Raw genomic sequence first — 21,352 nt, 5'->3', positions numbered from 1 at the left:
GGGCGACTGTCATTCTTAAAAGGATGTTCAGGTCGGATGAGCCCGCCGCGCCGTCCCGGCCGTCATGAAAAGGCCGGCGGAAAGCGCGCTCTCCGCCGGCCCCGACGGCACCCCCGGGAGTGTCGGGCGCCGAGCTCTCTGAACTCCGTGGTCCAAGCGCTACATTCAACCGGCCTACCCCGGGGTGACCATAATGTGACAAATACGTCATCCGCTCCTCGGTCGCCCGCCGCGCGCGCCGCACCTCCGTGATCGAACCGATAGCGGATGAAAAAAGCGCGCCGTTTCAATCCATTTTTAGGATTTCTACAACTATCCAGGTTATGGCTGCGGGTATCATGATGGCCGCCCCTTTCCCCTTCGCCCCGTCATTCGATGAGGAGCGCCGCCTGGCCACGCTCCAGGCCCATGCGCTGCTCGACAGCGAGCCGGAGGCGGAATTCGACGCGCTCGTCTCGCTGGCGGCCGACATGCTGGGCTGTCCGGTCGCGGCGCTGACCCTGGCCGATCGCGACCGCTTCTGGGTCAAATCGGCGGTCGGCGATCTGCCCCGCCAGATGCCGCGCGACGTCGCCTTTTGCGACCAGACCATCCGATCGCCCGACCTGATGATCGTCCCCGATCTGGCCCACGACCCGCGCTTCGCGGTCAATCCCTTCGTCGTCGGCGAACCGGGAACGCGATTCTATGCCGGAATGCCGATCCGGGTGCCCGATCTGGACGGATCGCCCCAGGCGATCGGCTCGCTGTGCGTCATGGATGCTAACCCCCGGTCGCTGAACCCCGTCGGCGAGCAGACGCTGCGCCACCTCGCCCGGCTGGCCGAGGCGCTGATCGCCGCGCGGGCCATCGCCAAGCGGGCGAACAGCATGGCCGAGCTCAGCGAACGCCAGGCCGAGGATCTGCGCGCCAAGGAGCGCACCGTCCGCCAGGTGGAACGGCTGGCGCTGATCGGATCCTGGCGAATCGTGCTGCAAACCAACGAAGCGATGTGGTCGGAGGGCGTCTATCGCATCCACGAACTGCCGCCGGGCCAGACCTTCTCGGTCGAACAGGGGCTGTCCTATTACCCGCCCCAGTCCCGCACCATCCTGCGCACGACGATCCAGGACACGATCCGCACCGGCGACCCGTTCGACATCGAGCTTGATTTCGTCACTGCGCTCGGCCGCAAGCGTCGCGTCCGGGTGATGGGCGAGCGCGAGATGCAGAACGGCCAGCCCCACGGCCTGGTCGGCATGTTCCAGGACGTGACCGAGCGCCATGCGCTGGAGACCCAGTTGCGCCGCAATGCCGACACCGACATGCTCACCGCCCTGTCCAACCGCGCCGCCTATGACCGCGCGCTGGAGGCCGCGATCGCCCGGTCGATCGACGCGGCGACGCCGCTGGGCCTGGTGCTGATCGACCTGGACGGGTTCAAGCTGGTCAACGACACGCTGGGGCATCTGGCGGGGGACGAGGTGCTGCGCATCGTCGGCGAGCGGCTGCGCTCCGATTGGCTGGAAGGGTGCTTCGTCGCGCGGCTGGGCGGGGACGAGTTCGGCGTGATCGTCGGGGACCCCGCGCTGCTTGCCGAGCCGGATGGGCTTCGCGAACGAATCGAGGCATTGCTCGCCGTCTCGATCACGGTCGACGGGCTGACGATGAGTTGCGCGGGCACCGTCTGCGTGACCCTGCGCCCCGAAGAATGCCGGACGGTGCGCGATTTCATGCATCATGCCGATAGCCGCCTCTACGCCGCCAAACGCGACCGGGTGGGCGAGCGACGCCAGGGCGACCGACGCCGGGCGAAGAAGTGAACCAGCGCCCGTGCGGCGTCATCCCGCGTTCAGCCGCGTCGGTTCACCAGCCGGATCTCATCAAGGGAGATCGTGATGGTGCATAAGGCCGTTTTCGTCGCTCTCGGGATCGCTGTCGCGGGGCTGGCCATGCCCGCTGCCGCTGCGACCATAGCCAACCCGGCCTCGGTCTTCTGCACGAAGATGGGCGGTCGATCGGTCCCCGCCAGGCTGGCCGATGGCGGGACGATCGGCCTGTGTTACCTGCCGGGCAAGAAGATCGTCGAGGAATGGACGCTGTTCCGTATGTTCGACGGCAAGACGCCCGCGCCCCGGCACAATCCGTTCCGCTGACGCACCCGCGCGCGACGACACCGGCCCTTCCCTACCCGGCCCACGGCCCCATATAGCGGGGACATGTCCTCGCGCGCCCGCGTCCTTGTCCTGAACTCTGCGCTCGGCCCCCTCGACTATCGTGTGCCCCATGGGATGACGGTCGAGCCGGGGTCGATCGTCGTCGCGCCGCTCGGTCCCCGCCAGCTGCTAGGCGTGGTGTGGGAGCCCGAGCGGATGCCCTCCGATGCCGAGGTCGGCGACAATCGCCTGCGCCCGCTGCTCGGCGTGGCCGACGCGCCGCCCCTTCCCGATGCGCTCCGGCGGCTGATCGAGTGGACGGCGGACTATTATCTCGCGCCGCCCGCCGCGGTGGTGCGGATGGCGCTGTCCTCCACCTCCGCGCTGGAGGGCGCGCGGACCGTCACCGAATATCGCGTCACCGGCCATGTCCCCGACCGTCTTACGCCGCAGCGCGCGCAGGCGCTGGAGCGGATCGGCGACCGCCAGGGCCTGATCCGCGAGTTGGCGACGATGGCCGATGTCTCCGACGCCGTCATACGGGGCCTGGTGAAGAACGGCGCGATCGAAGGCGTCGAAGTCGATATCGACAGCCCCTTCCCCCTGCCCGACCCGGACCATCACCGCCCCGTCCTGTCGAACGACCAGCGCGCGGCGGCGGACATATTGGTCGCGGGCGTCGCATCGCACAGCTTTCAGCCGGTGCTACTCGATGGCGTGACCGGATCGGGCAAGACCGAGGTCTATTTCGAGGCGGTGGCTCAGGCCGTTGCAGAGGGGCGACAGGTTCTGGTCCTGCTCCCCGAAATCGCGCTGACCGAGCCGTTCCTGAAGCGCTTCCACGACCGCTTCGGCTGCGAGCCGGTGGCGTGGCATTCGGGCCTGCGTTCCTCGCAGCGGCGGCGCGCCTGGCGGGCCATCGCCAGCGGCCAGGGGCTGGTGACGGTCGGCGCGCGCTCGGCGCTGTTCCTGCCCTATCGCAATCTCGGCCTGATCGTCGTCGACGAAGCGCATGAGACCAGCTTCAAGCAGGAAGACGGCGTCCATTACCATGCCCGCGACGTGGCGGTGATGCGCGGCAAGTTCGAGCCCTGCCCGGTCATCCTCGCCTCCGCCACCCCCGCCATCGAAACGCGCCAGCAGGTGGCGCTGGGCCGCTATACCGAGGTCAAGCTGCCCGGCCGCTTCGGGCCCGCCCAGATGCCGACGATCGAGGCGATCGACCTGATCCAGGACCCGCCCGAGCGCGGCCGCTGGATCGCGCCCAAGCTGGTCGCCGCGATGAAGGCGGTGCTGGAGAAGCGCGAACAGTCGCTGCTCTATCTTAACCGGCGCGGCTATGCCCCGCTGACCCTGTGCCGGACCTGCGGGCACCGGTTCCAATGCCCCAACTGCACCGCCTGGATGGTCGAGCATCGGCTGGTCCGGCGGCTGGCCTGTCATCATTGCGGCCATGTCCTGCCCACCCCGCGCGCCTGCCCCGAATGCGATGGCGAGGACACGCTGGTCGCCTGCGGCCCCGGCGTCGAGCGGATCGCGGACGAGGCCACCGCGCTGTTCCCCGAGGCGAAGATCGCGGTCGTCACCTCCGACACCATCTGGTCCCCCGCCAAAGCGGCCGAGTTCGTCGGGCGGATGGAGGCGGGCGATATCGACATCGTCGTCGGCACGCAGCTGATTACCAAGGGCTATCACTTCCCCAATCTGACCCTGGTCGGGGTGATCGACGCCGATCTGGGGCTGGACGGCGGCGACCTGCGCGCGGCGGAGCGGACCTTTCAGCAGATCCGCCAGGTCTCGGGGCGCGCGGGGCGCGGAGCCAAGCCGGGGCATGTCTTCATCCAGACGCACAGCCCCAAGGCGCAGGTGATGCAGGCCCTGGTCACGGGCGATGCCGAGGCTTTCTACGCGGCGGAGACGGAAGCAAGGCGGGATGCGGATGCGCCGCCTTTCGGCCGCTATGCCGCGATCATCGTGTCGTCGGAGGATCAAGGCGCGGCGCAATCCACCGCCGGACTGATCGCACGCGCGGCGCCCAAGGTGGACGGGATGCACGTCTTCGGCCCCGCCCCCGCCCCGCTGGCGATGCTGCGCGGACGGCATCGGTTTCGGTTGCTGATCCATGCCAGGCGCGCGCTGGCGGTGCAGGATGTGATCCGGGAGTGGCTGGGCGGGTTGGAATGGTCCGCGAAGGTGCGGGTCGCCGTGGATGTGGATCCGTATAGCTTTTTGTAACTCCCGATCCTTCTTCCTCCCCTCCGCCTGCGGGAGGAAATGTGTTCTTACGCCCCTCCCGCAAGCGGGAGGGGTTGGGGGAGGGCATGGAGTCTCACCGAGACCTTCGCTTGCGGCCTTCCCTCCCCCATCCCCTCCCGCCTGCGGGAGGGGCGTGCATGGGGTCGAGCTTTTCCCTTGGCCTTCGCCCCACCACAAACAAAAACGGCCGCGGCTTCCACCGCGACCGTTTCAAAACCCAGGCAAGGAAAACCCCTTACCCCGCATGTTCCGCCAGCACGGTCAGGCCCTTCGGCCCCACCTCGGCGAAACCGCCACGGATCTGGATCGATTCCGGCTCGCCCTTGTCGGTGCGGTACACCTGGATCGCGCCGTCGCGGATGGTCGACATGAAGGGCGCATGGCCCTCCAGCACGCCGAAATCGCCCTCGGTGCCGGGGACGACCACCATATGCACCTCCTCCGAGCGGAGGAGCTTTTCGGGCGTGACGAGTTCGAAGTGCAGCATATTATCTCTCAACGTCCATTTGCGCCGTAATGGCGATCTGCGGGCGATCCCTGCGCTCACCAGGCTTTGCGGCCCGTGAAACCATCATCCACACATGCGGATCGACCGTACTCACATAACGTGTCGTGCGCATGTCGCCATTGCTCTTGTCTTCGCGCGCCGACCAACTGGTCTTGAAACCAGACTGTGCCAGGACGGCTTCGACGGCAGGTTGCAGGTCCTCGCTCGATCCGCCAATCACGTGGCAGAGTGGGCGGGTATCCGAAACTGTGACGAACAAACCACCCGGTCCGGCCCCCGCATACCAATAATGCGGTGCGGGCAGCCAACCGGCAGGTGGCGTAACGGCGTCCGGTATGGACGGGCGTGCAACGATCCTGCCGGTAAGGCCTGCCTTGTCAGGAAAGCCGTCGATCGACCCAGCCCAGGTCGCCGGACGCATCAGCCATACTTCACAGGTCTGTAACGCGGCGGCAATTCCCGTCGTTGCGGCATCTGCGGGAACGGCGACAGGCTGCGACGCCTGCGCCATTACCGCGAATGCCGCAGCGAGGATCACGCGTCCTGCGCCAGCTTCTCGGCCTTGGCGACGGCTTCGTCGATGCCGCCGACCATGTAGAAGGCCGCTTCCGGCAGATGGTCATACTCGCCGTCGACCACCGCCTTGAACGAACGGATCGTGTCTTCGATCTGGACGAACTTGCCCGAGATGCCGGTGAAGACTTCCGCGACGTGGAAGGGCTGCGACAGGAAGCGCTGGATCTTGCGGGCGCGGGTCACGGTCAGCTTGTCCTCTTCGGACAGCTCGTCCATGCCCAGGATCGCGATGATGTCCTGCAGCGCCTTGTAGCGCTGGAGCAGCGACTGGACCGCACGCGCCGTCTCATAATGCTCCTGACCGACGATGCGCGGCTCCAGCACGCGGCTGGTCGAGTCGAGCGGGTCGACGGCCGGGTAGATGCCCAGCTCCGAGATGGCGCGGTTGAGCACGGTCGTCGCGTCCAAGTGCGCGAACGAGGTGGCCGGCGCCGGGTCGGTCAAGTCGTCGGCAGGCACGTACACGGCCTGCACCGAGGTGATCGAGCCCTTGTTGGTCGAGGTGATGCGCTCCTGCAGCGCGCCCATGTCGGTCGACAGGGTCGGCTGATAGCCCACGGCCGAGGGAATGCGGCCGAGCAGCGCCGACACTTCCGCACCCGCCTGGGTGAAGCGGAAGATGTTGTCGACGAAGAACAGCACGTCCTGGCCTTCCTGGTCGCGGAAATATTCCGCGATGGTCAGACCCGACAGCGCGACGCGGGCGCGGGCGCCCGGCGGCTCGTTCATCTGGCCATACACCAGCGCGACCTTCGAGCCCTCGCTGATCGCGTTGCCCTCGGCGTCCTTGGCGATGACGCCCGCGTCGAGGAATTCGTGATACAGGTCGTTGCCCTCGCGGGTCCGCTCACCGACGCCCGCGAACACCGAGGTGCCGCCATGGCCCTTGGCGATGTTGTTGATCAGTTCCTGAATCAGAACCGTCTTGCCGACGCCCGCGCCGCCGAACAGGCCGATCTTGCCGCCCTTGGCGTACGGCGCGAGAAGGTCGATGACCTTGATGCCGGTGACCAGGATCGCGCTCTCGGTCGACTGCTCGATGAACTCGGGCGCCTTGGCGTGGATCGGGGCGCGCAGGTCGGTGGCGACCGGGCCGCGCTCGTCGATCGGCTCGCCGACGACGTTCAGGATGCGGCCGAGCGTCGCGGGGCCGACGGGCACGCGGATCTGCGCGCCGGTGTCGGTCACGGTCTGGCCGCGGGTCAGGCCCTCGGTCGTGTCCATCGCGATCGTGCGGACGGTGTTCTCGCCCAGATGCTGCGCGACTTCGAGCACCAGACGGGTGCCGTTGTTATCCGTCTCCAGCGCCGACAGAATCGCGGGCAGGTTCTCGGGGAAGTGAACGTCGACGACCGCGCCGATGACCTGGGCGATCGTGCCGACATTGTTGGTGGCCGTGGTCGGCCGGATGTCCTCAGCGGCGGTTGCCATCATTGCTTCCTTGGTTCGGTAGAGCCCGACATAGCTTCGGGGCGGGTAAAGGTCACGACCAGACGGCGGCCACCGTCGATCTTGTCACGGGTAACACGGTAATCGGCGCCGGTCAGATGGCCGGTGGTGGCGCTTTCGGTCTGGATCGCGGCCGCAACCGCATCCTTGCCGTCCAGACCCAGCTGATCCATCGGCTTGGTCACCCAGCGGATGAACTGCGTCTTGGCGAACGGGCTGGTGTCGAGATTGACGATGTCGAGCGAGAAGCGAAGCGTGTTCAGCGTCTTCGCGTCGCCCTCGACGAGCAGATTGGCCATGTTGATCGGCGTCACCGACGGATCGGCCATCGGCGTAGCCTGTGCGATCGCGCGGGTAACGCCATCGACCGGCGCATAACCGCTCATGCGAAAGCCCATCCGGTCGAGCAGGCTGACCGTCTCGAGCGCATTGCCCAACACGGTCGCCCAGCCGCCCTTCACGAACGGCGTCGGCGAAGCCTTGGGCGTCTCCTTCTGGTCGGACGCCTGGCCGCATCCGGCCAGAGCGACCGTGAGGCCCAGAAGGAGCGCGCGCTTCATCAGAGCGCCTCGGCGCCCGAGATGATCTCGACCAGCTCGGTGGTGATCGCGGCCTGACGCGTGCGGTTATACTGGATCGACAGACGGCGGATCATGTCGCCCGCATTGCGCGTGGCATTGTCCATCGCGTTCATCTGCGAGCCGTAGAAACCGGCCTGGTTCTCCAGCAGCGCGCGGAAAATCTGCACAGCGACGTTGCGTGGCAACAGCGCGTCGAGGATGTCCTCTTCGCTCGGCTCGAACTCGGCGACCGCCTCGACCGAGGTCTCGGCCTTGCTCGGCGCGGGCATCGGCACCGGGATCAGCTGCTGCGCGACCGGGTCCTGCACCAGCGCCGAGACGAACTTCGAGTAGAACAGATGCGCCACGTCGAACTCGCCACGCTCGAAGCGGGCGATCAGGTCGTCGGCGATCACGCGCGCGTCGTCGAACTTGGGCGCCTTGATCGCGCTCATGTCATGGTCGGCGAGGATCGCGCCCGGGAAGAAGCGCTTCAGCACGCGCCCCTTCTTGCCCGCGAGGTAGAACTTCACCGTCTTGCCCTGCGCCTGCAGCTCTTCGGCCTTGCGGCGTGCGGCGCGGACGATGTTGGTGTTGAACGCACCCGCCAGGCCACGCTCCGAGGTGGCGACGACCAGCAGCTGGACATCGTCCTTACCGGTGCCCGCCAGCAGCGGCGACGCACCGACGCCGCCCACGCGCGCGGCCATGCCGGCCATCACCGCTTCGAGACGCTCGGCATAGGGACGGCCGTTCTGCGCCGCGTCCTGCGCCCGGCGCAGCTTGGCGGCGGCGACCATCTTCATCGCCTTGGTGATCTTCTGGGTCGACTTGACCGAGTTGATCCGGATCTTGAGGGCCTTGAGGGACGCCATCTTAGTCCTTCTTCTCCCTCTCCCCACTGGGGAGAGGGCCGGGGTGAGGGGCTGCCACGGGTGAGACGGCCTCTGTGGCGCCCCTCACCCAACCCTCTCCCCGGGGGGGAGAGGGCTAGAATGCCGTCTTACGCGAAGATCTTCGCGAACTGGTCGAGCGCGGCCTTGAGCTTGCCCTTGGCCTCGTCGCCCAGATCCTTGGTGTCGCGGATCATCGCCAGCACATCGGCGTGATCGTTGCGCAGGTAAGCCAGCATCGCCGCTTCGTAGCGGACGACCTGCGCCACCGGCACATTGTCGATATAGCCGTTGGTGCCCGCGAAGATCGACGCCGTCTGCTCTTCGAAGGGCAGCGGGTTGAACTGCGGCTGCTTGAGCAGCTCGGTCAGGCGCGCACCGCGGTTCAGCAGCTTCTGCGTCGAGGCGTCGAGGTCCGAGCCGAACTGCGCGAAGGCGGCCATTTCGCGATACTGGGCCAGCTCGAGCTTGATCGAGCCCGACACCTTCTTCATCGCCTTGGTCTGCGCGGCCGAGCCGACGCGGCTGACCGACAGGCCGACGTTGATCGCCGGGCGGATGCCCGCGAAGAACAGGTCGGTTTCGAGGAAGATCTGGCCGTCGGTGATCGAGATCACGTTGGTCGGGATGTAGGCCGACACGTCGCCCGCCTGGGTCTCGATGATCGGCAGCGCGGTCAGCGAACCGGCGCCGTTGGCATCGTTCATCTTAGCCGCACGCTCGAGCAGACGGCTGTGCAGATAGAAGACGTCGCCAGGGTACGCTTCACGGCCCGGCGGACGGCGCAGCAGCAGCGACATCTGGCGGTACGCAACGGCCTGCTTCGACAGATCGTCGAACACGATCAGCGCGTGCATCGCGTTGTCGCGGAAATACTCGCCCATCGCGGTGCCGGTATAGGGCGCCAGGAACTGCAGCGGCGCGGGCTCCGAAGCGGTCGCGGCGACGACGATGGAATATTCCATCGCGCCATTCTCTTCGAGCGTCTTGACGAGCTGCGCCACGGTCGAGCGCTTCTGACCCACGGCGACGTAGATGCAGTAGAGCTTCTTCGATTCGTCGGTGCCCGCGTTGACCGTCTTCTGGTTGATGAAGGCGTCGATCGCGACGGCCGACTTGCCGGTCTGACGGTCGCCGATGATCAGCTCGCGCTGGCCACGACCGACGGGGACGAGGGCGTCGATCGCCTTCAGGCCGGTCTGGACCGGCTCATGCACGCCCTTGCGCGGGATGATGCCCGGCGCCTTCACCTCGACGCGGCGACGCTCGGTCGCCTCGATCGGGCCCTTGCCGTCGATCGGGTTGCCCAGACCGTCCACGACGCGGCCCAGCAGGCCACGGCCGACCGGCACGTCGACGATGGTGCCGGTGCGCTTGACGGTGTCGCCTTCCTTGATCTCGGCGTCCGAGCCGAAGATCACGACGCCGACATTGTCGGCCTCGAGGTTCAGGGCCATGCCCTGCACGCCATTGGCGAACTCGACCATCTCGCCCGCCTGAACATTGTCGAGGCCGTAGATGCGCGCGATGCCGTCACCGACGCTCAGCACCTGGCCGGTCTCGCTGACCTGGGCCTCGGTGCCGAAATTGGCGATCTGGTCCTTGATGACCTTGGAGATTTCTGCGGCGCGGATATCCATGGGAACGTCAGCCTTTCATCGCGCTGGCGAGCGCATTCAAACGGGTGCGGATCGAGCTATCGATCATCTGGGAACCGATGCGGACGACAAGCCCGCCGAGCAGGTCGGGATCGACCGACAGGTCGACCGACACTTCGCGCCCGACGCGGGTGCGCAGCTGCTGCTTCAGCTCGGCGACCTGGCTCTCGGTCAGCGGGTGGGCGCTCGTCACTTCGGCCGCGACCTCGCCGCGATGGCGGCTGGCCAGCTGGCGGAAGGCACGGATGATCTGCGGCAGCGCCGAGAGGCGCCGATTCTCGGCAAGGACGCCGAGGAAATTCTTGGTCACCCCGTCCAGGCCCAGCGTGTCGGCGACCGCCAGGATCGCCTTGACGGCGGCCCCGCGCGCCACGACCGGGCTCTTGGTCAGCGCGACCAGGTCCTTGTTCGTGGCCAGCGCATCGCGCAGGGTCACGAGGCTCGCCTCGATCGTGTCGATCGAACGGCTCTGCTCAGCCGTTTCGAACAGCGCGAGCGCATAACGACCACCCAGGCTCGCCTGGATGCCGCCTGTGCCGCTTATAGTACCGCCGGACATCTCCACGGATGCGAATTCCTCGAACAACGAACGGGTTGGCCCCATGGGAAACGGGGCGCGAAAAACGCGCCTCCGATGGGTTGGCGGGCGGTTAGCATCGGGAACCATGGGATGCAAGCTGCGTGGCGCAACTTGTGACAGGTCGGTGACGCCAATTTAACGGCTTTGGCCGCAAGCCGTGGGATGAATGCCACAGCGGCTTCTGGCAGGATCGCCGCCATGAACGCCCATAGCCCTTTGCCCATCGACGAGGATGCCGCCTGGGACGCCTTTGCCCGCCGCGACCGGTCGGCGGATGGGCAGTTCGTCGTCGCGGTCGAGACGACCGGCATCTATTGCCGCCCCAGCTGTGCCGCCCGGCGCCCCCGGCGCGACCATGTCCGCTTCCATGCCTCGGCCGAGGGCGCGCGGGCGGCGGGCTTTCGCGCCTGTCTGCGGTGCCAGCCCGATGCGGTTGCCCGCGACCGGCAGGCAGTGGCGGCGGCGATCGCGATCCTGGAGGCGGCGGACGAGGCCCCGCCACTCGCCGACCTCGCCGCACGGGTCGGTTATGCCGCCCATCATTTCCACCGCCTGTTCAAGCGCGCGACCGGCGTCACCCCCGCCGCCTATGCCCGCGCCCTGCGCGCCGGGCGGGCCGAACGGGCGCTGGCGGGCGAGTCGAGCGTGACGCGGGCGCTGTACGAGGCGGGCTATGCCGGGCCGAGCCGCTTTTATGCCGACAGCGAACAACGGCTGGGCATGGCGCCGGGCCGGTGGCGGCGCGGTGGCGAGGGTGAGACGATCGAATGGTGCATCGCCGCCTCCCCGCTCGGACCGCTGCTGATCGCGGCGACGGCGCGCGGGCTGGCGCGGATCGCGTTCGGGGAGGATGCGGGTCGCCTGGAGGCGCTGTTTCCCGCCGCCACGCTGCGCCCCGCCAACGTCGCGGCCGGCGATCGTCTGGCGGACCTTATCGCCGCGACACCCCTGCCCGACCCGCTGCTCGCCGAGCCCGCCCGCCGCACCGCCTTTATCGAAGCGGTGTCGCGGGCCTGGCGAACGACCGCCTGACGCGCCTTATTCGCTGGCGCCCGGCCCCGACATCTTGGCCATCGCCTTTTGCACATCGCCGCCATCGCCCTTGTCCAGCGACGCCAGCAGCTGCGCCGCGGGATTGTCGGGCGGCATATGCGGATCGAAAGCCAGCGGCCGCAGCAAGGCCTTTGCCATGTCGATGTCCTTGGTCTCGATATTCTGCATCGCCAGCATGAAGCGCAGCCCCTGGTCCTGGGGCACCAGCTGAAAGGCGCGTTCCAGCCCCAGTACAGCCGACTGGCGCGGCTTCTCTCCCGCCATCCGGAAGCTGCGATAAAAGACCGCCAGCGGCTCGGCCGCATTAGGGTCGGCGCGGTTCGCCTTGACGACCCAGCTGCGGGCCTCCTCCCAGACCTTCGGGTCATGGCTGTGCCCGGCCTCGGCACGGCGGAGGTGGATCAATCCCTTATAGAGCAGAGCCTGTTGCGACTTCGGGTCCGCCACCAGCGCCCGGTCCACCGCCGCCTCGGCGGCTGCGTCCTCGCCAGCATCATAGGCCATCTCGGCCAGCCAGCCCTGAACGACCGCATCCTGCGGATGGGCCGCCGCGACGGGGGCGGCCCGGGCATAGAGATCCTTGCCGCTCTTGTCGTCCACGCCCCGGTCGGACTGCATCCGAAACCCGATCATCGCCTGCTCGCCCGGGCTCAGCACGCGCACGGCGACACTCGGCTTGGGCAACCGCTCGAAGGGGACGAGGACGCCGGGAATAGTGCTGCGTCCCAGATATTTGCCGAGATCGCGATCCAGATCCTTTAGCGAGCCATAGGCCTGGTTCCCCGCCGCGATGCTGGGCGTGCCGGTGTTGAGCAGTCTCAGATAGGTGTTGAACTTCGCCATGTTGGCGGCATTGAACATCGTGAAATGGGTGAGCAGCCAACCCCGGCCATAGACCTGGTCGGTTTCCTCGGGGCTGAGCTTGCGACGCGAGGAATCGAACAGCGTTTCGATCGGCAGCTTGCTGCTGTCCAACAGGCCGAAGGCGCGGTGCTGTGCCGCGACGCCGACCATAACCCCAGTGCGGTCGAATCGCGCGGTACCGGCGAACTCGGCAAACCCCTCCGAGAACCAGGCCGGATAAGCCTGGGCCGTATTGCCCAGCAGGAAATGATGGGCATATTCGTGGAACAGCACGGTTTGGGGCTGCAACGCATTCAGCCCCTCACCCTCGCCACGGATCGGGGTGAAAGCGACCGATCCTGACACCCGGCCGTTATAGAAGCCCGCGATGTGGTCGCCACCCTTGCCGTAGAGCCGCCGGACCGCCGCCTCGTTCGGCACGACATAGACGGTAACGGGATTGCTTTCCGCGCCCTCGACCTCCGGAATCCTGTAGAAATAGCGCAGGACGCCGTCGAACTGCTCCAGCCGCGTCGCCATCGCGCGGATCGCCTCTTCGGACATGTTGCCATAGAGGATGAAGTGCCGCGCATGGGCCTCGCGCCACTCGGCCTGGGCGGGCGCCGCCGACACGCCCATGCCCAGCATCGTCATCGCGGCCGCCATCCAGCGACGGACGCGCAGTCCCCCCTTCGTCATCACCCGGCCCTCCCAAGCCGCTTCAAGCACCGTCGCATCTCACCGGATCGGCGGAGCCGGGGCAAGCCCCATTCGCTCAGCGACCCGACCGGCAGCTATAGACGAGCTTCTCATTGGGCAGCGGCGGCAGCTGCTGGCGGATCTGGGCCTGTACGCCTTCCAGATTTTGCAGCGCCTTGTCGGTCTTCACACAGCCCTTGGGCGTGGTCGGCTGTTCCAGCTTGCGGATCGCCTCCATCGACGCGGCGGGCATCATGTAGCGCGTCTGGGTATAGGTGCGCGTGACCGGATCGAAGCGCGCGACCGTCACCGTCGGCTCCTCGTCGGGCACGATGATCCGCTGCCAGCCGCCCTCGCCCTCCAGATACTGGACATGGCCATCGGCGCAGCCATTGGCACCCCAGTCGAGCCGCGTTTCGGCGGTCGAGGACACGGTGATCCGGCTGCGGTCGGGCTGAAGCGTACACAGCAGCGGCCCGATCGCCGCTCCCGGCGCGGCCATGCCGGGCGTCGTCGCCATCACCTCGCGCGGCAGGCTGACCTCCGCCGAGGGGCGCAGCAGGAAGACGACGACCGCCGCGACGACCGCGACGCCGCCGATCGAGACCGCGATGACCGCGTGACGCCGGCGCCCGCGCGTTTCGAGCAGCCCCGCGCCGCCGATCACCAGCGCACCCGCGACCAGCAGCAGGGCGGCGACCGCCATGACATTCTCGCGCAGCCGTTCCGCCTGGGCGCGCGCGGCGTTCAGCGCCTCTTCGCGGCGAAAGGCGGCGGCATTGGCCTCGTCCCGCTTGGCGGCGGCGGCATCGGCGACCGCCTTGGCATCGGCCGCGCTATCCTCGCGCAGCCGCTCCTCGATCGAGGTGCATGGCACGCCGACCGACGTATAAGGCTGCTTGGCGGCGCGCAGGAACGCCATCAGCTCGGTATCGGCGATCGCGAAGCCGAAGGTCGAATCGCCGTCATCGGCGCGGGTCAGCGCCGAATTGACCCCGATCACCCGCCCGCACGGATCGAGCAGCGGCCCGCCCGAATTGCCGCGCGCGATGCTGGCGGTATGGAGCAGCACCTCGATCCCCGTCAGCGCGCGGCGGCCCGAGGCAACACCCTGCGACCGGACGGGCGATAGCGGGCGGATATAGTCCGCCGCCGACTGCGCCGTCGCCAGGTCGACATTGCCGGGATAGCCCAGCGCGATCACCTGGTCCCCCTCCGTCACCGGGCCGGTGAACAGCGCGGCGGGGGGCAGCTTGGCCTCGCTCACCTCGATCAACGCCAGGTCGCGGCGCGCATCATAGGCGATGACCCGCCCCTGATAGGATTTGCTGCCTTCCGAGGGCACGACCCCGATCACGACATTGTCGGGATAGCGCTCGGCCAGTTCGACGACATGCGCGTTGGTGACGATCCGGTTGGGCGCGACGGCAAAGCCCGATCCATGGCCGAATCCGGCGACCTGATCGTCGACCATCGCGATGGTCACGACCCGCACCACGCCGCGCGCGGTGGCGGCGATATCGTCGGCGCGCGCCGCGACGGGCCACAGGCCGACCAGCATCAGCAGGGCCGACAACAGGCAAACGGAGACGAACCGGCTTAGCATCGGGATCGGGCCATATCCCGGCCGCTCCGCCCCCCGCAACCGGGATCGGTTAGGCATCTGGTAAATCTTGCCATTTATAGCCCGATGCCATGTCATGGGAAAAATGGGCATGAGCGCGTTCGGTCGCCGTCAGGGTTTGGGTAGTGCGCCGGGTGGGCGCCCGGCCTTCGGCGTGGCGCGGCCCATGCACGGCCCGGGCCCGGCACCACGCCCCGAAGCCGAGTCGCCGCCGACGGGCGGGCAGCAATTCCCGCCGCTGAGCGCGCTTGCCCCCAATGCGCCGCCCGGCACCGCCGCCGATGCGATGCAGCGCTTGGCCGAACGCCAGGCCGCGTCCGCCGACCCCACCCCCGCGCGTGGCGAGGGATTCGAGGCGTCGATCCACCGGATCAAGGAACAGGTGCTCCCCCGCCTGCTGGAGCGCGTCGACCCGGAAGCCGCCGCGACCCTGGGCAAGGACGAGCTGGCCGAGGAATTCCGCCCGATCATCGGCGAAGTGCTGGCCGAGCTGAAGCTGACGCTCAACCGGCGCGAGCAGTTCGCGCTGGAAAAGGTGCTGGTCGACGAGCTGCTGGGCCTGGGCCCGCTCGAGGAGCTGCTCGCCGATGCCGACATCACCGACATCATGATCAATGGCCCCGAGCAGACCTATGTCGAGCGCAAGGGCAAGCTGGAACTCGCCAATATCCGCTTCCGCGACGAGGAGCATCTGTTCCAGGTCGCGCAGCGCATCGTCAATTCGGTCGGCCGCCGCGTCGACCAGACCACGCCGCTGGCCGATGCGCGCCTGAAGGACGGCAGCCGCGTCAACGTGATCGTGCCGCCGCTGTCGCTTCGCGGCACCGCCATCTCGATCCGCAAATTCTCGGCGAAACCGATCACGCTCGACATGATGGCGGCGGGCGGGTCGATGAGCAATGACATGGCGACCCTCCTGAAGATCGCGGGCGCGTGCCGGTTCAACGTCGTGATTTCGGGCGGCACCGGCTCGGGCAAGACGACGATGCTGAACGCCCTGTCCAAGATGATCGACCCGGGCGAGCGCGTGCTGACCATCGAAGACGCGGCCGAACTCCGCCTGCAACAGCCACACTGGCTGCCGCTGGAAACCCGCCCCGCCAACCTCGAGGGCCAGGGCGAGATCAGCATCCGCGACCTCGTGCGCAATGCGCTGCGTATGCGGCCCGACCGGATCATCCTGGGCGAAATTCGCGGCGCCGAATGTTTCGACATGCTGGCGGCGATGAACACCGGCCATGACGGCTCGATGTGCACGCTCCACTCCAATTCCCCACGCGAGGCGCTGGCCCGCATGGAGAATATGGTGATGATGTCCGACATCAAGGTCCCCAAGGACGCGATCAGCCGCCAGATCGCCGACTCGGTCGACATGGTCATCCAGGTCAAGCGCCTGCGCGACGGCAGCCGCCGCGTGACCAACATCACCGAGGTGATCGGCATGGAAGGCCCGGTGATCGTCACCCAGGAGCTGTTCAGCTTCGAATATCAGGACGAGGGCACGGACGGGAAGATCATCGGCGAATACCGCTCGGCGGGCCTGCGCCCCTATACGCTGGACAAGGCCAAGCAGTTCGGGTTCGACAAGGCGCTGCTGGAGGCGTGTCTGTAAGGATCAGTCCTTCCCGGCCGCGATACCCATCCATTGTTCGGCGTGCTTTCGGACGTCGCCGCCGACCTGGTGGTCATAGGCCAGCCAGGCGCTGGTCACGATCATCGTCCAGAAGATGCTGAACAGCGAACCGACGAGGAAATATTCGGCAAAGGCGCGGTCATCCATGTCCTTGAAGCGCGCGACCGTCTTGAGCGCAATGACTGCGGCCAGGATTTCCCAGCTGTGCACGATGATCCCCACGGCCAGGATCAGTCGTTCGAACGCCCCGATCCAGCGCCCCGCACTATGCACCGGCGCCGGCAGATGGGCGATCGAATCCTTCAGACCCGCCAGGCTGAAAATCCCGCGGCAGAGGCCGTTGCCGACCCAGATCAGCGCGAACACCGCTATGCCGGTGTAAAGGAATATGTGGACCAAGTGTCTGCTCCCGGCAGTCCGTAGCGATGATCGAGTGCTCCCAGCGCCTGTTGAACCGCATTCCATTCGGTCGTGTACAGATCATAATCGCCGGCGCTGCGCACTTTATAGACATTGGGAATGCCGACATCGCGCGCCCGGGCCACCTCCGCGATCGAGGCCCCCTCCAGAAGAGCGATGACGACGTCGCGCTGGGCCTGCGACCAGTTGCGCTCGATGGCGGTCAGACTGGCGCCGATGGCTTCCAGCAGAGTTTCGAGCAGCGCATCCTGGGGCACGGAGAAGCGATAGCGGTTCCCCGATCGCTTCTCGCCGAGCCGTTCGCGCGCCGCCGCAAAGCCCGGCCCCATCATGTTCCAGGCACGTTCCTGATTCAGGGCGGTCTTGAGGTCGACCAGGCCGATCACGAACCGGCAATCGACCGCCCGCCGCATCAGATCGAACCGGATCTCTCGCGCCGCCCGCGCCGCAGCGACCAGCGACTGTAGCAGCCCCTGGAATTCGTCCCCCAATGTGACCGTCAGCGGCGATGCGATCGCGGCGGCGAGCAAGGCGTTCTGGCGGTCGATGGCCTCGTTGAAATCGGCATGGAGGCGCTGCGGATCATCGTGCCTCTCGCTATCGACAAGATCGCCCATGAGAACGGCGAGGAACGGCATAGATTGGATCCACTCCATGGCTTTCACCCAATATAGGGCTAATTTTTCTATTATCCCAAAAACGGGTTAATATCTATCCTAGCCTTGATATGGGTAAATTTCCCCGATGCCCGGGAGCAGCCTCGCCTTCGCAAAGGGACCGGCTCGCGCGCAGCTTCCCGATCCGCTACGCGTTGGGGCGTGATGCGTCGTCTGCTCTATCTGCTCCCCATCCCCCTGTTGCTGACCGCTGCGATGATCGCGCCCAGGGCACAACGGGAGCCAAAGACCACTCCGGCGGTGCAGGAGGACGTCATCGCCGCCGCCACGCGCGATCCCGGCGTCGCGACGCTGGCGCCGGACGCGGAGGCGCGCTGGATCCCTTTCCAACTCACGCCCGGCAACCAGATCCGCTTTACCATGACCGTCGACGGGCGCAGCGTCACCGCGATCCTCGACACCGGCGTGAGCTTCAGCCTGTTGTCGAAAAGCTCTCCCCTGGCCAGCAAGGCGAAGGTGCGCCCCGGCGGCGAAGCGAGCGCGATCGGCGGGGCGGTCGCGATCGGGTGGATGCCGACCCGCACCCTCAGCCTGGGTGGCCTGACGCGCAAGGGCGGCGGCGTGGTCGTCGCCCCGTTGCCTGCGCTGGCGACGGGGGAGACGACGGCGGTCGACCTGCTGGTCGGTCGCGACCTGCTGGCCCCCCATGCGCTCGACATCGACTATGCGGCCAAGCGCTTCCGGCTGATCCCGTCGGGCCGGATGCCGTTTACCGGGGCGACCGCGCCGCTGACGGTTTCGGCCGAGCGGCGGGTCTATGAAAGCGCCGTCGGGCTGGGTGCGGCGCGGCTGTCGCCGATCATCGTCGATACCGGCGACGGGTCGGCGCTGACCGTAACGCAGGCCGGGTGGCGTGCGGCGCGGTTGACCGGGCTGCCCACGACCAGCGCGATCGGCTTCGGCCTGGCGGGGGCCACGGTCAGCGACCTAGCGATCGCGCCCACCGTCCGGCTGGGGACGCTGACCGCGCATGAGGTGGAGGTACGGATCGAGCCGCCCCAGGGCTTCAGCGAATCGGTCGGCGCGGCGGGTCGGATCGGGTCAGGCTTCCTGCAACGCTATCGCGTGCTGCTCGATCCCGGCGCGGGGCGGATGATCCTGAAGCCTGGCCCCCATGCCGATTCGCCCGCACAACGCTCGACCGCCGGGCTGCTGCTGGGCGTGGCGAGTGACCGGCTGCGCATCCTGCACGTCATGCGCGGCGGCCCGGCGGAAGCGAGCGGCTGGCACGAAGGCGACACGATCTGCGCGATCGACGGGCAGCCCATCCCCCGCGACTATGTCGACAGCCCGATCGCGCGCTGGACGATCGGCAAACCCGGCACGGTCGTGACGCTGCGCACCTGCGACGGGCAGGACCGCAAGCTGACCCTCACGCGCTTCTACTGACGCCGCTTCCCCCATTCGCGCGCGGCGGTGTAGCCCAGATAGCCGGTGCCGAAGAGCGCGTAGAGCGGCTCCGGAATCGCGGCCAGATAGCTGCCCATGCCGCGGATCATCGCCGCCGCCATCGCAGGCCGCCATCCGGCGAGCACCCCCATCGGGATGCTCCAGAGCAGCAGCGCGTACATGACATAGAGGAAGCTCGGCCGCGCTCGCCGGGTCCAGACATCGCTCTCCCCGCTCATGACAGCCGGTCCGCCAGCCAGCCATAGAGGAACGCCTCATTGGCGGGTCGCCGCTCGGCCAGTTCGAGGTACCGTTCGCCCTGGAGCGCCTCGACCGCCTTGAGCAACACGACCTCGCCCGCGGGACCGCGATGGCGCAGAAAGGCGTCGAGCGCGGCCAGCGTCGCCGGACCGATCCGCCCGTCCGCCGTCAGGTCGGGATAGTCGTGTGCGCCGCGATTGAGCGCATTGAGCGCGCGCTGCAGAAAACCCGCCGCCACGCCCGTCCCCATATTCACGCCGGTGTCGAACAGCTCTCCGGCCAGACGGGGTGCGCGCTTCGCCACCTGGTCGAGACCGGGTGAAGTCCAATAAAGGCGGCGATAGATCGATTCGGCGCGGGCCAGCGGCAGGCGGCGCATCGGCCCGGCATAGCCGTCCGCCCGCGCCACCGCCTCGCTGATCCCGAACCGCGTGGCACCGCCGCGATCGGCGGGATGGTCGCTATAATCCCCCTCGCGCGCGATCACCTGCGCGATCAGCGCGTCGACTCCCGTCATGTCCTGCACCATGTCGCTCTCCCCCTTCACGGGAGAATACGAACCATATCGGTTCGCTGTAGGACAGGATTTTCTCGCTCCTCCCCGGCACGGGGAGGGGGACCGCCGCGAAGCGGGGGTGGAGGGGGCGCGCCGCAAGGGACGCCCCCGTGTGGAAGCCCCCGTCAGCGCTTCGCCCTGCCACCGCCCCGTGCCGGGGAGGACTATATCCTCAGTCCAGCACGGTCCGCGCCAGCGCCAGCGTACCGAGCGGCCCGGCCTGGTCGCCCAGTTGCGCATGGACGATGCGGTTGGCGACATCGGCGGTCGTAACGAAGGGAAGATACCCCGACAGCTTCTCGACGACACCGGCGCGGATCATCTCGAGCAGCTGGGGCTGGCCGACGCCCACGCCGCCGCCGATCACGATACGACCGCAGGCGAGCGTCAGGAACAGTCCGGCAAAGCTCTCCGCCAGCGCGTCCGCGACGAACGCCCAGGCGGGATCGTCCTGGGCCAGCTCCTGCGCGGGGCGACCGGTGCGGGCGGCGATGGCGGGACCGGCGACCAGCCCTTCCAGACAGTCGCCATGGAAGGGACAGGCGCCCGCGAACGTGTCGCCCGCGACGCGGCGGACGCGGACATGGCCCGCCTCGGGGTGCATCCGGCCCGAAATGGGCTGGCCATTGACGATGATGCCCATGCCGACGCCGGTGCCGACGGTCACATAGACATGGTCGGCCAAGCCCCGCGCCGCGCCCCACTGCCCCTCGGCCAGCGCGGCGCCGGTCACGTCGGTATGGATCGCCACGCGCTCGCCAAAGCCCTCGCCCAGCGCACCGACCACGTCCGCGCCCGCCCAGCCGGGCTTGGGGGTGGCGAGCATATGGCCATAGTCCATGCCGCTCTTGTCCAGCGCGATCGGACCGAAGCTGCCGATGCCCAGCGCCTCGGGCTGATATTGATCGCGCCATTCGGCCAGGCGCTGGCGGAGCGCGGCAAGCGTCACCGCCGGGGTCGTGGTCGGCAGGCGCTCGGACACAAGGATGTCCCGCCCGCGCCCGATCAATACAATCGATTTCGTACCGCCCAGCTCGACACCCGCGACGATGCGATCCTCTGCCCCGCTCATTTCTGTCTCCGCCCGTTTTTTGGGATATGTTCGGTCCGCGCCTGCGCGAAACCGCCTGTCCCGGTCAAGGGCGGGCGTAGGAAAATGGCAGATTCAGCGGGCCGCCAGCCGTGCCAAATTGGTCGCCCGCAGGTTGCAGACATGGGCGATGGCCAGGGCCACGCCGCCCGCGACGGTCAGCGCGGTGCCAAGGACGCGCCCCTCGAACGCCAGCCCCAGCATCAGCAGCGCCAACCCCGGCACGCCCAGGACAAGCGGGCCGATGGAACCATGGCGTCGCCACCCCAGCAGCAACGTGCCCCCGCTGAGCGGCAGCGCGATGGCGAGCATCACCAGATGAAAGACCTCGCCGCTATCCGTCCACGCGGCCAGTGCCGGCAGAAAGGCGATCGCGACCGGCAACAGCAGGCAATGGACCAGGCACAGGGCGGAGGCGGACATGGCCATGTGATCGAACCCCCATGACCGGGTGGGTCGAGCCCCGGCAAAGGGCGCGGAAGGCCGTGTGCC

21 protein-coding genes are annotated in these 21,352 nt (G+C 67.7%); 6 read left to right on the top strand and 15 right to left on the bottom strand.

Annotated features, from left to right (window positions below; translation table 11 throughout):
* Window positions 1-338: 338 nt before the first annotated feature.
* The 3 genes from QZ546_RS02665 to QZ546_RS02655 all read left to right on the top strand — a co-directional run bounded on the left by QZ546_RS02665 (window position 339) and on the right by QZ546_RS02655 (window position 4,370).
* Window positions 339-1,802 (top strand): diguanylate cyclase, encoded by a 1,464-nt coding sequence (locus tag QZ546_RS02665; RefSeq protein ID WP_294234280.1) that lies wholly within the window; start codon window positions 339-341, stop codon window positions 1,800-1,802.
* Between the two features lie 75 nt (window positions 1,803-1,877).
* Window positions 1,878-2,135, top strand: a complete 258-nt coding sequence (locus tag QZ546_RS02660; protein WP_294234277.1) for a DUF333 domain-containing protein — start codon at window positions 1,878-1,880, stop codon at window positions 2,133-2,135.
* A 63-nt stretch (window positions 2,136-2,198) separates the two neighbouring features.
* Complete coding sequence (locus QZ546_RS02655; RefSeq protein ID WP_294234275.1) at window positions 2,199-4,370, top strand: primosomal protein N'; 2,172 nt, start codon at window positions 2,199-2,201, stop codon at window positions 4,368-4,370.
* A 256-nt stretch (window positions 4,371-4,626) separates the two neighbouring features.
* Here QZ546_RS02655 and QZ546_RS02650 read toward each other — a convergent pair whose 3' ends face one another.
* The 7 genes from QZ546_RS02650 to QZ546_RS02620 all read right to left on the bottom strand — a co-directional run bounded on the left by QZ546_RS02650 (window position 4,627) and on the right by QZ546_RS02620 (window position 10,594).
* The gene (locus tag QZ546_RS02650) at window positions 4,627-4,878 is read right to left on the bottom strand and encodes an ATP synthase F1 subunit epsilon (RefSeq protein ID WP_007405041.1); all 252 of its coding nucleotides are present in this window, start codon (window positions 4,876-4,878) and stop codon (window positions 4,627-4,629) included.
* A 1-nt stretch (window position 4,879) separates the two neighbouring features.
* Window positions 4,880-5,437, bottom strand: coding sequence for a hypothetical protein (locus tag QZ546_RS02645; RefSeq protein ID WP_294234268.1), 558 nt, complete (start codon window positions 5,435-5,437; stop codon window positions 4,880-4,882).
* Window positions 5,434-6,906 (bottom strand): F0F1 ATP synthase subunit beta, encoded by a 1,473-nt coding sequence (atpD, locus tag QZ546_RS02640; protein ID WP_294234266.1) that lies wholly within the window; start codon window positions 6,904-6,906, stop codon window positions 5,434-5,436. The genes QZ546_RS02645 and atpD overlap by 4 nt, the downstream gene beginning before the upstream one ends.
* Window positions 6,906-7,484, bottom strand: a complete 579-nt coding sequence (locus QZ546_RS02635) for a hypothetical protein (protein WP_294234263.1) — start codon at window positions 7,482-7,484, stop codon at window positions 6,906-6,908. The genes atpD and QZ546_RS02635 overlap by 1 nt, the downstream gene beginning before the upstream one ends.
* The gene (locus tag QZ546_RS02630; RefSeq protein ID WP_294234260.1) at window positions 7,484-8,359 is read right to left on the bottom strand and encodes a F0F1 ATP synthase subunit gamma; all 876 of its coding nucleotides are present in this window, start codon (window positions 8,357-8,359) and stop codon (window positions 7,484-7,486) included. Before QZ546_RS02630 ends, QZ546_RS02635 begins: the two co-directional genes overlap by 1 nt.
* Window positions 8,360-8,487: 128 nt before the next feature.
* Window positions 8,488-10,017: a F0F1 ATP synthase subunit alpha gene (gene atpA, locus QZ546_RS02625; RefSeq protein ID WP_007406897.1), complete on the bottom strand. Its 1,530-nt coding sequence runs from the start codon at window positions 10,015-10,017 to the stop codon at window positions 8,488-8,490.
* Between the two features lie 7 nt (window positions 10,018-10,024).
* Complete coding sequence (locus QZ546_RS02620) at window positions 10,025-10,594, bottom strand: F0F1 ATP synthase subunit delta (RefSeq protein ID WP_294234655.1); 570 nt, start codon at window positions 10,592-10,594, stop codon at window positions 10,025-10,027.
* Window positions 10,595-10,813: 219 nt separating this feature from the next.
* Here QZ546_RS02620 and QZ546_RS02615 point away from each other — a divergent pair, with 219 nt between their 5' ends.
* Window positions 10,814-11,647 (top strand): Ada metal-binding domain-containing protein, encoded by an 834-nt coding sequence (locus QZ546_RS02615; protein ID WP_294234254.1) that lies wholly within the window; start codon window positions 10,814-10,816, stop codon window positions 11,645-11,647.
* 6 nt (window positions 11,648-11,653) lie between these two features.
* On the opposite strand, the gene QZ546_RS02610 is transcribed toward QZ546_RS02615, so the two are convergent.
* Together QZ546_RS02610 and QZ546_RS02605 are read right to left on the bottom strand one after the other, a co-directional pair.
* On the bottom strand, window positions 11,654-13,210 hold the full coding sequence (locus QZ546_RS02610) for a hypothetical protein (protein ID WP_294234252.1): 1,557 nt from the start codon (window positions 13,208-13,210) through the stop codon (window positions 11,654-11,656).
* Window positions 13,211-13,286: 76 nt separating this feature from the next.
* The gene (locus QZ546_RS02605) at window positions 13,287-14,816 is read right to left on the bottom strand and encodes a trypsin-like peptidase domain-containing protein (protein ID WP_294234653.1); all 1,530 of its coding nucleotides are present in this window, start codon (window positions 14,814-14,816) and stop codon (window positions 13,287-13,289) included.
* Between the two features lie 109 nt (window positions 14,817-14,925).
* Between QZ546_RS02605 and QZ546_RS02600 the strand changes: the two genes are divergently transcribed.
* Window positions 14,926-16,446 carry an ATPase, T2SS/T4P/T4SS family gene (locus QZ546_RS02600; protein WP_294234249.1) on the top strand — a complete coding sequence of 507 codons (1,521 nt, stop codon included), beginning with the start codon at window positions 14,926-14,928 and terminating at the stop codon, window positions 16,444-16,446.
* 3 nt (window positions 16,447-16,449) lie between these two features.
* Here QZ546_RS02600 and QZ546_RS02595 read toward each other — a convergent pair whose 3' ends face one another.
* Together QZ546_RS02595 and QZ546_RS02590 are read right to left on the bottom strand one after the other, a co-directional pair.
* On the bottom strand, window positions 16,450-16,866 hold the full coding sequence (locus QZ546_RS02595; RefSeq protein ID WP_294234245.1) for a hypothetical protein: 417 nt from the start codon (window positions 16,864-16,866) through the stop codon (window positions 16,450-16,452).
* Window positions 16,836-17,525: a SatD family protein gene (locus QZ546_RS02590; RefSeq protein WP_294234242.1), complete on the bottom strand. Its 690-nt coding sequence runs from the start codon at window positions 17,523-17,525 to the stop codon at window positions 16,836-16,838. The genes QZ546_RS02595 and QZ546_RS02590 overlap by 31 nt, the downstream gene beginning before the upstream one ends.
* A gap of 183 nt (window positions 17,526-17,708) precedes the next feature.
* Here QZ546_RS02590 and QZ546_RS02585 point away from each other — a divergent pair, with 183 nt between their 5' ends.
* Complete coding sequence (locus tag QZ546_RS02585; protein ID WP_294234650.1) at window positions 17,709-18,953, top strand: aspartyl protease family protein; 1,245 nt, start codon at window positions 17,709-17,711, stop codon at window positions 18,951-18,953.
* Here QZ546_RS02585 and QZ546_RS02580 read toward each other — a convergent pair.
* The 4 genes from QZ546_RS02580 to QZ546_RS02565 all read right to left on the bottom strand — a co-directional run bounded on the left by QZ546_RS02580 (window position 18,947) and on the right by QZ546_RS02565 (window position 21,289).
* Window positions 18,947-19,192 (bottom strand): 3TM-type holin, encoded by a 246-nt coding sequence (locus QZ546_RS02580; RefSeq protein WP_294234239.1) that lies wholly within the window; start codon window positions 19,190-19,192, stop codon window positions 18,947-18,949. The genes QZ546_RS02585 and QZ546_RS02580 overlap by 7 nt on opposite strands.
* On the bottom strand, window positions 19,189-19,731 hold the full coding sequence (locus QZ546_RS02575) for a glycosyl hydrolase 108 family protein (RefSeq protein WP_294234236.1): 543 nt from the start codon (window positions 19,729-19,731) through the stop codon (window positions 19,189-19,191). The genes QZ546_RS02580 and QZ546_RS02575 overlap by 4 nt, the downstream gene beginning before the upstream one ends.
* 211 nt (window positions 19,732-19,942) lie before the next feature.
* Window positions 19,943-20,842, bottom strand: coding sequence for an ROK family protein (locus QZ546_RS02570; RefSeq protein WP_294234234.1), 900 nt, complete (start codon window positions 20,840-20,842; stop codon window positions 19,943-19,945).
* Between the two features lie 93 nt (window positions 20,843-20,935).
* The gene (locus tag QZ546_RS02565; RefSeq protein WP_294234231.1) at window positions 20,936-21,289 is read right to left on the bottom strand and encodes a MerC domain-containing protein; all 354 of its coding nucleotides are present in this window, start codon (window positions 21,287-21,289) and stop codon (window positions 20,936-20,938) included.
* Window positions 21,290-21,352 lie beyond the last annotated feature (63 nt).

It is taken from the genome of uncultured Sphingomonas sp. (assembly GCF_913062585.1).
Classification (GTDB): Bacteria; Pseudomonadota; Alphaproteobacteria; order Sphingomonadales; family Sphingomonadaceae; genus Sphingomonas.
The sequence above is the reverse complement of the archived record's forward strand: the minus strand, read 5'-3'. Positions and strand labels throughout refer to the sequence as shown.

Bases quoted from the DNA above. Each gene is read 5' to 3' on its own strand.
- QZ546_RS02665 (WP_294234280.1), top strand. From the start codon at position 339: ATGATGGCCGCCCCTTTCCCCTTCGCCCCGTCATTCGATGAGGAGCGC.
- QZ546_RS02660 (WP_294234277.1), top strand. From the start codon at position 1,878: ATGGTGCATAAGGCCGTTTTCGTCGCTCTCGGGATCGCTGTCGCGGGG.
- QZ546_RS02655 (WP_294234275.1), top strand. From the start codon at position 2,199: ATGTCCTCGCGCGCCCGCGTCCTTGTCCTGAACTCTGCGCTCGGCCCC.
- QZ546_RS02650 (WP_007405041.1), bottom strand. From the start codon at position 4,878: ATGCTGCACTTCGAACTCGTCACGCCCGAAAAGCTCCTCCGCTCGGAG.
- atpD (WP_294234266.1), bottom strand. From the start codon at position 6,906: ATGGCAACCGCCGCTGAGGACATCCGGCCGACCACGGCCACCAACAAT.
- QZ546_RS02635 (WP_294234263.1), bottom strand. From the start codon at position 7,484: ATGAAGCGCGCGCTCCTTCTGGGCCTCACGGTCGCTCTGGCCGGATGC.
- QZ546_RS02630 (WP_294234260.1), bottom strand. From the start codon at position 8,359: ATGGCGTCCCTCAAGGCCCTCAAGATCCGGATCAACTCGGTCAAGTCG.
- atpA (WP_007406897.1), bottom strand. From the start codon at position 10,017: ATGGATATCCGCGCCGCAGAAATCTCCAAGGTCATCAAGGACCAGATC.
- QZ546_RS02620 (WP_294234655.1), bottom strand. From the start codon at position 10,594: ATGTCCGGCGGTACTATAAGCGGCACAGGCGGCATCCAGGCGAGCCTG.
- QZ546_RS02615 (WP_294234254.1), top strand. From the start codon at position 10,814: ATGAACGCCCATAGCCCTTTGCCCATCGACGAGGATGCCGCCTGGGAC.
- QZ546_RS02610 (WP_294234252.1), bottom strand. From the start codon at position 13,210: ATGACGAAGGGGGGACTGCGCGTCCGTCGCTGGATGGCGGCCGCGATG.
- QZ546_RS02605 (WP_294234653.1), bottom strand. From the start codon at position 14,816: ATGCTAAGCCGGTTCGTCTCCGTTTGCCTGTTGTCGGCCCTGCTGATG.
- QZ546_RS02600 (WP_294234249.1), top strand. From the start codon at position 14,926: ATGAGCGCGTTCGGTCGCCGTCAGGGTTTGGGTAGTGCGCCGGGTGGG.
- QZ546_RS02590 (WP_294234242.1), bottom strand. From the start codon at position 17,525: ATGCCGTTCCTCGCCGTTCTCATGGGCGATCTTGTCGATAGCGAGAGG.
- QZ546_RS02585 (WP_294234650.1), top strand. From the start codon at position 17,709: ATGCGTCGTCTGCTCTATCTGCTCCCCATCCCCCTGTTGCTGACCGCT.
- QZ546_RS02580 (WP_294234239.1), bottom strand. From the start codon at position 19,192: ATGAGCGGGGAGAGCGATGTCTGGACCCGGCGAGCGCGGCCGAGCTTC.
- QZ546_RS02575 (WP_294234236.1), bottom strand. From the start codon at position 19,731: ATGACGGGAGTCGACGCGCTGATCGCGCAGGTGATCGCGCGCGAGGGG.
- QZ546_RS02570 (WP_294234234.1), bottom strand. From the start codon at position 20,842: ATGAGCGGGGCAGAGGATCGCATCGTCGCGGGTGTCGAGCTGGGCGGT.
- QZ546_RS02565 (WP_294234231.1), bottom strand. From the start codon at position 21,289: ATGGCCATGTCCGCCTCCGCCCTGTGCCTGGTCCATTGCCTGCTGTTG.